The organism is Mammaliicoccus sp. K-M42 (genome assembly GCF_022386375.1).
GTDB classification, from domain to species: Bacteria; Bacillota; Bacilli; order Staphylococcales; family Staphylococcaceae; genus Mammaliicoccus; species Mammaliicoccus fleurettii.
In genome coordinates, this window is sequence record NZ_JAJNIS010000004.1 from 42382 (window position 1) to 53431 (window position 11050).

General features: G+C 32.7%; 11 protein-coding genes. 3 read left to right on the forward strand and 8 right to left on the reverse strand.

The genetic code is table 11. The features are described 5' to 3' along the window. Positions 1-144: 144 nt before the first annotated feature. Positions 145-1398, reverse strand: a complete 1254-nt coding sequence (locus LQ668_RS03885; RefSeq protein ID WP_119634593.1) for an N-acetylmuramoyl-L-alanine amidase — start codon at positions 1396-1398, stop codon at positions 145-147. A gap of 19 nt (positions 1399-1417) precedes the next feature. Continuing rightward, the gene (locus tag LQ668_RS03890; protein WP_078357697.1) at positions 1418-1738 is read right to left on the reverse strand and encodes a phage holin; all 321 of its coding nucleotides are present in this window, start codon (positions 1736-1738) and stop codon (positions 1418-1420) included. Between the two features lie 141 nt (positions 1739-1879). Between LQ668_RS03890 and LQ668_RS03895 the strand changes: the two genes are divergently transcribed. Further along, complete coding sequence (locus LQ668_RS03895; protein WP_078357698.1) at positions 1880-2209, forward strand: helix-turn-helix transcriptional regulator; 330 nt, start codon at positions 1880-1882, stop codon at positions 2207-2209. A gap of 35 nt (positions 2210-2244) precedes the next feature. After that, positions 2245-2709 (forward strand): ImmA/IrrE family metallo-endopeptidase, encoded by a 465-nt coding sequence (locus LQ668_RS03900; protein WP_107509703.1) that lies wholly within the window; start codon positions 2245-2247, stop codon positions 2707-2709. A 433-nt stretch (positions 2710-3142) separates the two neighbouring features. Here LQ668_RS03900 and dgoD read toward each other — a convergent pair whose 3' ends face one another. Genes dgoD through LQ668_RS03925 form a run of 5 tightly spaced genes read right to left on the reverse strand, consistent with a single transcriptional unit; the run spans position 3143 to position 7948 of the window. After that, a complete protein-coding gene (gene dgoD / locus LQ668_RS03905; protein WP_078357700.1) occupies positions 3143-4291 on the reverse strand; it encodes a galactonate dehydratase in 1149 nt (382 codons plus the stop codon). Between the two features lies 1 nt (position 4292). After that, complete coding sequence (locus LQ668_RS03910; RefSeq protein WP_107509704.1) at positions 4293-4937, reverse strand: bifunctional 4-hydroxy-2-oxoglutarate aldolase/2-dehydro-3-deoxy-phosphogluconate aldolase; 645 nt, start codon at positions 4935-4937, stop codon at positions 4293-4295. A gap of 12 nt (positions 4938-4949) precedes the next feature. Further along, positions 4950-5903 carry a sugar kinase gene (locus LQ668_RS03915; protein ID WP_107509705.1) on the reverse strand — a complete coding sequence of 318 codons (954 nt, stop codon included), beginning with the start codon at positions 5901-5903 and terminating at the stop codon, positions 4950-4952. A 20-nt stretch (positions 5904-5923) separates the two neighbouring features. Continuing rightward, the gene (locus LQ668_RS03920; protein WP_107509706.1) at positions 5924-6709 is read right to left on the reverse strand and encodes an SDR family NAD(P)-dependent oxidoreductase; all 786 of its coding nucleotides are present in this window, start codon (positions 6707-6709) and stop codon (positions 5924-5926) included. Positions 6710-6727: 18 nt separating this feature from the next. After that, positions 6728-7948, reverse strand: coding sequence for an ROK family transcriptional regulator (locus tag LQ668_RS03925; RefSeq protein WP_115337681.1), 1221 nt, complete (start codon positions 7946-7948; stop codon positions 6728-6730). A gap of 234 nt (positions 7949-8182) precedes the next feature. Between LQ668_RS03925 and glcP the strand changes: the two genes are divergently transcribed. Beyond that, positions 8183-9550, forward strand: a complete 1368-nt coding sequence (glcP, locus tag LQ668_RS03930; RefSeq protein WP_107509708.1) for a glucose transporter GlcP — start codon at positions 8183-8185, stop codon at positions 9548-9550. A gap of 84 nt (positions 9551-9634) precedes the next feature. Here glcP and sufB read toward each other — a convergent pair whose 3' ends face one another. Beyond that, entirely contained in the window at positions 9635-11032 is a 1398-nt protein-coding gene (gene sufB, locus LQ668_RS03935; protein WP_078357706.1) for a Fe-S cluster assembly protein SufB, read from the reverse strand. Positions 11033-11050 lie beyond the last annotated feature (18 nt).

Consider the following 11050-nt stretch of genomic DNA (forward strand, 5'->3'; position numbering starts at 1 on the left):
GCTATTTTTTGTTGATAGCAAGGGTTTTGTGTTATATTTAAATTAGTTAGATACCTTACATAAACTTATTAAATGATGGCCGTCATTGGGTAATGTTTATGTCTAAGGTATTTTTTTCGTTTTTATCTTTCATTTTTACATCTCCTATTTCAATTTCAATACTTGTCCAATTTGTATCACATCTGATGTTAAGCCGTTTAATTTTTTTAATGTTGCGACTGTTACGCCTGTTTTTTGACTGATTCCCCACAACGTATCTCCTGCTACGACTGTATATGTTGATGGATTACTTCCAATTGCTGCCCCGTGTATTGCTTCTGCTAATGATTTTGTATATGCGCTTAAATTATTCTTAATTGCATTCATATCTTTTGTTGACGTGATGAATCCTAATTCTACAAGTCTATAGTTGATATATTCTGCTTTTGCAACATTACAATTTAATAGGTCACTTCTTTCAGTAATGCCTCGAATTGTGCCGACATGTTTTTGAATTGCTGCTTGTATTGCTTTATCAATGTTATCTGGTGCTAATTCGCTTGGAATAATGACATGTCCTCCAGTTGCTGATGCTGACGCTGCGTCTAAATGAAATTCCACTACTATTTCATAACCTTGTGATTTAACCCAATACAGCCCATAATCTGTCTTGTTTCCTACTTGTTGTCCATATGCTGTATCTTGATACATGTCTTGGTTTTTACCATATACAGCAACATCATTTCCTGCTTGGCTTAAATAATTAGCTACTCTATCCACAATATTTGCTCTAATAAAATCTCTTTCATTTGTACCATTTCCTACTGCTCCTGGATCATTATATCCATGCCCTGCTACGATCATAATTTTTCTACTCATTTGAACTGCTCCTTTATTTTTAGATTGATCTAATTTTTGATTTAATTTTGTAATATCATATTTTTCTATTGGCATACCACTGCAAACTCTTGTGATTTCATTTGCAATGTTTTCTCCTTTTTTGCGTAGTTGAATATGCAAATGTTCACTCATTGGATTATCAGCATAATTTGAATTACCTTGTAAGCCAATAATATCTCCTTGAATGACTTTATCTCCTTTTGAAAATTTCAAAGAATCTCTTTCCATATGCCCATATATCCAATCATTACCATTGCTATCTCTAATCTCCATTGTTCCACCAAAGTTTCCAAACGGTTCACTGAGAATTACTGTTCCGCTTGCAACTGCAGGAATATTATCTGTCTTATTATTAAATACGTCGAAAGCTCTATGATACCCGCTACAATAAGCATCATAATTGATACCGTCTTCTGTGTAGTTTCTATATCCATATTGCTTTGGATAGTTATCGTACGTTCTTGGATCTGAAGATATTTCCCATCCTTTTTTAGTTAAATAATTTATCGCTGTTAACATTCAATCATCCTCTCAATTTTTATTTCTTACCTGATTGCTTTAAAATCTTTTCCTGTTCCCTAGAGTGATTCGTTAAAATGAATGTATTTTTCCAAATTCCATATAGTACAAATACAATTGGAATACCTGTATTTAATACATTCATCCATGCATTTAACTTTTGAGGATTCAGCCATTCGACTTGAATACCAGAAGCATTTAAAGCTAAGTACAATGCTCCAATAAAACCACCTATCATTGCGATGAACTGTTTAACTTTATCCGGATCAATTTGGATTCCGTTCTCATCTTCTGAATAATTCAAATTAACTTTATCTGTTTTGAAATTCATTTTAACCATGTTTATCACCTCCTTGGTTACACTATAGTATAACTTTTGGTTGACGTCAATAACTTTAGGTTATATTTTTTATTATTTCATTGAAAAAATATAACCAAGAGTTATAATATAAGTATAAATCATATAAGGAGCGGGAAACTTATGGTGTCTGAAAATAAACTCTCTGAACAAATTAGTTTATTAAGAACAAGGAATGGATGGACGCAACAACAATTAGCAGATGAATTACAAGTTTCAAAGCAATCCATTTCATATTGGGAAACAGGTCGTAAAGCACCAAAGATGAAAAAAATAGAAGAAATGGCTAAATTGTTTAATGTAAGTGTGAGTTATATTTTAGATGGGGAAGCTAAAGGGACATATAATTCAACTGCCGAAACAATTGCAGCACATCTAGATGGAGAATTAACTGAAGAAGAATTAAAAAAAGTATTAGAATATGTTGATTTCATAAAACAAAGAAATAAATAAAACATATTTTATACAAAACTTATGGTGGGGATAATTTGAATAGATACGAAAAAACACTTATCAATAATGAACACATCGTCATAAAAGAAACAAATAACCTTCCACATCAATTGAAAGGTTTATATGTAGATGGATTAATTTTATTGAAAGATGATTTATCTAACAAAGAAAAGTTAGAAGTTCTAGGAGAAGAATTGGCCCATCATGATATAACGTATGGCGATATACTTGATACAAATGAATTATGGAAATGGAAATTCGAACATAAAGCAAGAAGATTAGGATTCGAAAAAATCATACCTTTAAAAAGTATAGTCCAAGCATATCAATCAGGTGTTCAAAACAAATTTGAGTTAAGCAATTATTTAGATGTATCGGAAGGATATATTGATGAAGCTTTAGAACATTATAAACAAAAATATGGTTTAAGTACTTGGTATGATCATTATTTAATTAAATTTAATCCACTTCAAGTATTTGAATATAGAGAAATAAATTAACAATAGAGGATGGGACAATAATTTAAAAAGCGCAGAAATTCAATTTCAACATTGAATTTCTGCGCTTTTTCTATAAAGGTTATTCACACTTCTACTGACTTGTGTGAATATGAGTGTCCTTGCTTACACTTCTTCCGACTTGTGTGAACATGACTATCCTTGATTACACTTCTTCCGACTTGTGTGAACATGACTATCCTTGCTTACACTTCTTTCAACTTGTGTGAATATAGCTACCCTTGCTTACATTTCTACTGACTTATGTGAATATGACTATCCTTGATTACACTTCTACTGACTTGTGTGAATATAGCTATCCTTGCTCACACTTCTTCCGACTTGTGTGAATATAAGCGTGCTATGACTAAGTAGATGACTGGATGGGACGACGAAATCTTTTTGAAAATTAGATTTCTGTCCTACTCCCTATTAACTACCACTCTGCTATACTTCCATCTTTATGTCTCCATATAGGATTATGCCAGTCATGACCTTGCTTAGCCATTTCTCTAACATGTTCTTCATCTATTTCGACACCTAGTCCTGGATTTTTAGGGATATCCACATACCCATCTTTAAATTCAAACACTTCTTTATTTTTAATATAATCTAAAATATCACTATCTTTATTGTAATGAATTCCAAGACTTTGTTCTTGAATAAAAGCATTATGGCATGTTGCATCTACTTGTAAACAAGATGCTAATGCTATCGGACCTAGTGGACAGTGTGGTGCTGCTCCTACGTCATATGCTTCAGCCATAGAAATAATTTTTTTACATTCAGTAATACCACCTGCATGAGATAAATCAGGTTGTATAATATCTACATAGCCACTTTCTAATATTGGCTTAAAGTCCCATCTTGAAAAAAGTCTCTCTCCTAATGCTATTGGAATTGTTGTAGTTTGACTAATTTCTCTTACTGCTTCTATATTTTCACTTAAAACTGGTTCTTCAATAAACATTGGCTTGAATTGTTCCAATTCTTTAGCTAATACTTTAGCCATTGGTCTATGAACTCTCCCATGAAAATCAATACCGATTCCTAATTGATTACCAACCGCTTCTCTAATGCTAGCTACACGTTCTATTACACTATCTATTTTTTCATAACTATCTACATATTGTAATTCTTCTGTTGCATTCATTTTAATTGCTTCAAAACCATTATCATGTGCTTTTTTTGCTGCCATAGATGTATCTTGAGGTCTATCTCCGCCAATCCAAGAATAAACTTTCATAGATTCTCTACACGCACCACCTAGTAGTTCGTGTACAGGTGCATTATGATATTTACCTTTAATATCCCATAGTGCTTGATCAATTCCAGAGATTGCACTCATTAATATGGGACCACCTCTATAAAAGCTACTTCTATACATCATATTCCAATGATTTTCTATATTTAATGGATTCTTGCCTATTAATTGTTGCATAAATTCATCTACTGCTGCCCCAACAGTACTCGCTTTACCTTCAATTACAGGTTCTCCCCATCCAACAATGCCTTCATCAGTCGTGATTTTTAAAAACAACCAACGAGGTGGTACTTGAAACAATTCATAATCAATTATTTTCATATTATGCACGTCCTTTTTCAGAATTTACTTTGTTATAAAATGATTGCGCAGTTTTTTCTAAATCATCATAATATCCATCGGTAATTTCGACTTTAGTATTTACTAAAGCACTTCCTAGCCCAACACCAACTGCACCGGCTTTAATAAAATCTTCAACATTATTTAAATCTACCCCACCTGTTGGTAAAAGTGGAATATGTGGTAATGGACCTTGTAAATCTTTAATATATTCTGGACCCATCGTAGTAGTTGGGAATACTTTAATGATATCTCCACCATATTCATACGCTTCTAATATTTCAGTAGGTGTTAATGCTCCTGGAATACTAACTGCACCATATTTCTTGCTCATTCTAATTGTATCTTTATTAACTGTTGGAGATAAGATGAATGTAGCACCACTTAATATCGCTAATCTTGCAGATTCAGCATCTAATACTGTACCTGCTCCAACGACTACTTTTCCTTTCATTTCATTAGCTATTAACTCTATTGATTCTAGAGCTTTAGGCGAATTCATTGTAACTTCTATTGCCCTAACTCCCGCTTTATATAACGTTTTAACAATAGGTAAAATATTATTTGGATCTGCATTTCTTAAAATTGCAATGAGCTTAGTTTCTTTTATAATTTTTAAAGTATCCATTATAATTACTCCTTATCTGATTACATCATCAGTAATCTTTGTATTTTTCATTTTTTCGATTTCTTCTTTACTTGGCAATCCTTCAACATCACCTTTAACAGTAGTCACAAGTGCTCCTGCATTACATGCTTGTTCGACAGCCTCATGAATAGACAATCCATCAATATAACCCGCTATAAATCCAGCTGCAAATCCATCACCTGCACCAACCGGATCAACAACTTCAATCTTTTTTGAAGCTGTTGCATATCCAGCATAATTTTCATTATGATAATATGCACCTTTGCTCCCTAGTTTCACTACAACAGTAGATGCACCATGTTCTATAATATTCTGAGCAATCTTTTCTTCAGACTTCTCATTAAACAAAAATTCACCTTCGCTAATTCCAGGTAACACAATATCACTTAATGAAATCATTTTTAATAGGGTTTCTCGAGCTTCATCTTCACTCCATAATTTAAGCCTCAAATTAGGATCAAATATAATTTTCAAGTTTAGTTGTTTTGCTATAGATATTAAATGGAATGTTGTCTCTTTACAGCTTTCACTTAGTGCTGGTGTAATACCAGTAACATATAAATATTTAAACTTTGCTATATAATCTTTATCTATATTTGAATTTGTCATGAGACTTGCAGCAGAACCTTTTCTATAATAATGTACACGTGTTTGATCTTGACGTACTTTTTCTTTAAGAAAAATACCAGTAGGTGCATCTTCTATTAATTGAACTGCATCAACATTAATGCCTTCACCTCTTACAAATGAAAGTATTTTATGTCCTAGTTCGTCATTTCCAAGTTGACTAATCCATCCTGTTTTTATATCTAACTTTTCTAAGCCAATGAGCGTATTTGTCTCAGCTCCTGCTATATGACTTGTAAAGCTGTGTGCATAACGCATAGGACCAACTTCATTCGGAGAAAAAACTACCATCGTTTCACCAATAGATAAAACATCCATTATTTCCTCACTCCTTTAACTTAATAACCTTCTGCATTATATAATCTAGCTGACAATCCACCATCTATAACTAAGTGTTCACCTGTCATCATTTCCGAATCATCAGAAGCTAAATATTGTGCTAATTTGCCGATATCTTCTGGCTCATTTATTCTTGGAGTAGCATGTAAATCTAACACACCTTTTCTTACTTCATCTTCATTGTCCATTGAATCAAACCAATTTTTTAAATGTGAAGTATTTGTAAAACCAGGACAAATGGCATTAACTCGTATATTATATTTACCTAAACTTAGTGCCATACCTCGTGTCATGCCATTTACGCCACCTTTCGCAGCTGCATACATATCAGTATCTGGTAAAGTTGCAATCGAATGATTAGAAGAGATGTTGATAATTGAACCTCCTCCTTGCTTTTTCATTTCTGGAATAACGTATTTTGTACAAAGAAACGTACCTCTCAAATCAATATTAATAATGGAATCCCAATCTTCTACAGTAGCTTCTTCTATTGATTTAAACACCGTAATTCCGGCATTATTTACGAGTGTATTAATCTGTCCATATTGTTTAACTGTTTCTTTAACCATATTTATAATACTTTCTTCTTTTGAAACATCTGTTTCAATGAAATAAGCTTCTCCACCGCTCTGTTTGATTTCTTCAGCTGTTTCTTTCCCAAAATCTGAATCTATAGTCGCTACTACTACTTTCGCACCTTTGCTCCCTAATTGTTTAGCGATTCCTTTTCCGATTCCTTTTCCAGAACCTGTGACAATTGCAACTTGTTCATTTAAATTACTCATAATGACTCCTCCTTGAATTTATTTATTTGGTCTTGGTAAAGAGAATATATCTTCAACGATTAAAGATGCTGCACCAATAGTGTATAAATCATCTCCTAAACCTGAAGTAATGATTGGTGTATGTTTAGCTTCTTCACCCATTACTTTTAATTGAATCACTTCTTTTATAATAGGTATTAATGCATCACTTATTTTAGTTAAACTACCACCAAGAACTATAAATCTTGGTCCAAATAAGTTAATTAAAATAGTGAATCCTAACCCGAGATTTCTTGCAACTTCGTGCGTAATATTTATGCAAAATTCATCCCCTTTATTTACTGCAATATAAAAATCATCGATGGTTAAGTCTTCAATGTTATCCTTTTGATTTAAAATACTGCTTTTCTCACCTATTTTTAATTTGCGTTTTACTTTTTTTAAAATAGCTGTTTCAGAAGTTAAAGTTTCTAAACATCCATAATTTCCACATGAACACAAAGGACCATCAGGATCTATCGTTATATGACCAACCTGCCCTGTAACATGATGACTCCCTTTAAAAATAGAACCATTGTTGATAATGCTTGCACCAACTCCATAGTCAACAATTACTGAAATGAAATTACTTTCATCTTTACCTTGTCCAAACCACATTTCTGCTAGTGCTGCGCTATTACAGTCATTATCAATTAAGACTTTTAGTTGTGTAATCTTTTCTAATATTGATTTAATCTGTACATTTTTCCAACCTAAATTAGGAGCAAATATATTTTCACCTTTTTCAGTATCAACGAGTCCATGCATGCCTACACCGATACCAAGTACTTCAATTTGATTTGCTTTATATCTTTCAGTAATTAAATTAATTTGATTTCCTAAATACTCAATCATCTCATTTGGATTTTTATGTACATCCATTTCAATTGCTATCTCATTCAATATCTCTGCCTTTAAATTGCTAACAATAACCTTAGTAGAATATGCACCTATTTCTAAACCAATTATGACTTTCTTCTCTTTATTAATATCTAGAGGAATAGGTTGTCTTCCTCTTACTTTTACTTCAGAGGATTTTTCTTCAATCCATTGCTCTTCAATTAATATTGAAACAATTTCTGAAACTGATGGCCGAGATAAGTCAATTCTATTGGCAACCTCGACTCTAGATATAGGTCCATGCTTTTGAATAGTTCTTAATACAAGTTGTTTATTATAATCTTTCATCAAATTCACATTTATCCTTGATGATTGCTTCATAACAGTCCTCCTCACCTTAATTAAGTAATGTGCAATAACTATATAATTGATTTATTTTGAAATAAAACTTGATTTTATAATTGAAAAGGCTTACATTTATAATTAAATCAGATTATTTAGATAATTACAACCTTTTAGTTATTTATAATAATTAAATCTGGTTTTGAAATAAATTATTCCTCGAATAGTTTTAGTTATTCGAAGTTCTTATTCAAAATATTTGGAGGTAATAGGATGGAAGCAAGCAATTATCGAACAAAGTTAATATTCTTTCTTGGTGCATTAGGTGGTTTGCTTTATGGATATGACACTGGCGTTATTTCTGGCGCTTTACTATTTATAAAAAATGATATTCCACTAACAAACTTTACCGAAGGACTTGTTGTAAGTTCCATGTTAGTTGGTGCAATATTCGGTTCGGGCGCAAGTGGACCTTTATCAGACAAACTCGGGAGAAGAAAGCTAGTATTTATAATAGCTATCGTATTTATACTTGGTGCTTTAATACTTTCATTTGCACAATCAATGGTCATACTTGTTATCGGTAGATTCATCATTGGTTTAGCAGTCGGAGGCTCTACAGCAATCGTACCAGTGTACCTTTCAGAAATGGCACCAACAGATACAAGAGGATCACTCAGCTCGTTAAATCAACTTATGATTACAATAGGGATTCTAGCATCATATTTAGTAAACTATGCTTTCGCTGATGCTGAGGCATGGAGATGGATGGTAGGTTTAGCTGTTGTACCATCTATTATTCTTATGGCTGGTGTTTACTTTATGCCAGAAAGTCCAAGATGGTTACTTGAGCATAGAAGTGAAAAAGCAGCTAGAAAAGTTATGGCTATAACACGACAACAATCTGAAATCGATAAAGAAATAGATGAAATGAAAGAAATTATTCATATATCAGAAAGCACATGGACAGTATTGAAATCTGTGTGGTTAAGACCTGTACTACTCATTGGCTGTATATTTGCTTTATTACAACAAATAATCGGTATCAATGCTATCATTTATTACGCTCCTACTATCTTTAGTCAAGCAGGTTTAGGAGATGCAACTGCAATTTTAGGTACAGTAGGAATTGGTTCTGTTAATGTGATAGTTACCATTTTTGCGATTATGATTATGGATAAAATTGATCGTAAAAAACTACTCATTACAGGGAATATCGGTATGGTTAGTTCATTACTTATAATGGCAACACTAGTATGGACAATCGGTCTAGACTCTACAGTCGGTGCTTGGATAATCGTAGCATGCTTAACAATGTTTATTATTTTCTTCGCATTCACATGGGGACCTATTTTATGGATTGTTCTACCAGAATTATTCCCTATGAGAGCACGAGGTGCAGCAACAGGAATTGCAACATTATCATTATCAATTGGTAGTTTATTAGTCGCTCAATTATTCCCGATACTCACGTCAGTAATGGGTATTGAACAAGTATTCTTGATTTTCGCAGCAATCGGAATATTAGCAATGATATTCGTTATAAAATATATTCCTGAAACAAGAGGACGTAGTTTAGAAGAAATTGAAGTAGATTTAAGAAACAGAACATCTTCAGCAACATTATCTGAAATAGATTAAAAATAAAACACCCAATCCGTAGTATTTCTTTCGGATTGGGTGTTATTTATTTTAATAAAATTGTATTACTGTAGTCGTTAATGATTAACCAATTGAACCTTCCATTTCAAATTTGATTAGGCGGTTCATTTCTACAGCGTATTCCATTGGTAATTCTTTTGTAAATGGTTCAATGAAGCCCATTACGATCATTTCAGTAGCTTCTTCTTCTGAAATACCACGGCTCATTAAGTAGAATAATTGTTCTTCAGATACTTTAGAAACTTTCGCTTCGTGTTCCAATGAAATGTTATCATTCATAATTTCATTATAAGGAATTGTATCTGAAGTAGATTCATTATCCATAATTAATGTATCACATTCAATGTTTGAACGAGCACCTGTAGCTTTACGGCCAAAGTGTACTTGTCCACGGTAAACAACTTTACCGCCATTTTTAGAAATTGATTTTGATACAATTGTTGATGAAGTGTTTGGCGCTTTATGAATCATTTTAGCACCAGCATCTTGTACTTGTCCTTTACCTGCAAGTGCGATAGATAAAGTCATACCTCTAGCGCCTTCTTCAAGTAAGAAACAAGATGGATATTTCATCGTTAATTTAGAACCTAAGTTACCATCGATCCATTCCATCGTACCATTCTCATAAACAAATGTACGTTTTGTAACTAAGTTATAAACATTATTTGCCCAGTTTTGAATAGTTGTATAACGACAGTATGCATCTTTTTTAACAATAATTTCAACTACAGCTGAGTGTAGTGAATTTGTTGAGTAAACAGGTGCTGTACAACCTTCAACATAGTGTACTGAAGAACCTTCGTCAGCAATGATTAATGTTCTTTCAAATTGACCCATATTTTCAGAGTTAATTCTGAAGTACGCTTGAAGTGGTGTTTCAAGTTTTACACCTTTTGGTACATAAATGAATGATCCACCTGACCATACTGCTGAGTTCAATGCTGAGAATTTATTATCAGCAGCTGGAATTACAGTTGCGAAATATTCTTTAAATAAATCTTCATTTTCACGTAATGCTGAATCAGTGTCTTTGAAGATAATTCCTTGATCTTCTAAGTCTTGTTCCATATTATGGTAAACAACTTCTGATTCATATTGTGCTGATACACCCGCAAGATATTTTTGTTCTGCTTCAGGAATACCTAATTTATCGAAAGTATTTTTAATTTCTTCTGGAACTTCATCCCATGAACGTTCTGAACGTTCTGAAGGTTTTACATAATATGTGATTTCATCAAAGTTTAATTCTGTTAAATCCCCACCCCACATTGGCATAGGCATTTTGTAAAATTGTTTTAATGATTTCAAACGAAAATCAAGCATCCATTGTGGCTCGTCTTTCATTTCAGATATTTTTTTAACTATTTCTTCTGTTAAACCTCTACCTGAACGGAAAATAGAAACATCTTCATCATGGAAGCCATATTTATAATCTCCAACTTCTGGTGATTTTTTAGCCATTTTCTTCACTCCTCTATT

Excerpts from the sequence above, each read along its gene's own strand:
- LQ668_RS03920 (WP_107509706.1), bottom strand. The coding sequence starts at position 6,709 with ATGAGTAATTTAAATGAACAAGTTGCAATTGTCACAGGTTCTGGAAAA.
- LQ668_RS03885 (WP_119634593.1), bottom strand. The coding sequence starts at position 1,398 with ATGTTAACAGCGATAAATTATTTAACTAAAAAAGGATGGGAAATATCT.
- LQ668_RS03890 (WP_078357697.1), bottom strand. The coding sequence starts at position 1,738 with ATGGTTAAAATGAATTTCAAAACAGATAAAGTTAATTTGAATTATTCA.
- sufB (WP_078357706.1), bottom strand. The coding sequence starts at position 11,032 with ATGGCTAAAAAATCACCAGAAGTTGGAGATTATAAATATGGCTTCCAT.
- LQ668_RS03915 (WP_107509705.1), bottom strand. The coding sequence starts at position 5,903 with ATGGATGTTTTATCTATTGGTGAAACGATGGTAGTTTTTTCTCCGAAT.
- LQ668_RS03910 (WP_107509704.1), bottom strand. The coding sequence starts at position 4,937 with ATGGATACTTTAAAAATTATAAAAGAAACTAAGCTCATTGCAATTTTA.
- glcP (WP_107509708.1), top strand. The coding sequence starts at position 8,183 with ATGGAAGCAAGCAATTATCGAACAAAGTTAATATTCTTTCTTGGTGCA.
- dgoD (WP_078357700.1), bottom strand. The coding sequence starts at position 4,291 with ATGAAAATAATTGATTATGAATTGTTTCAAGTACCACCTCGTTGGTTG.
- LQ668_RS03925 (WP_115337681.1), bottom strand. The coding sequence starts at position 7,948 with ATGAAGCAATCATCAAGGATAAATGTGAATTTGATGAAAGATTATAAT.
- LQ668_RS03895 (WP_078357698.1), top strand. The coding sequence starts at position 1,880 with ATGGTGTCTGAAAATAAACTCTCTGAACAAATTAGTTTATTAAGAACA.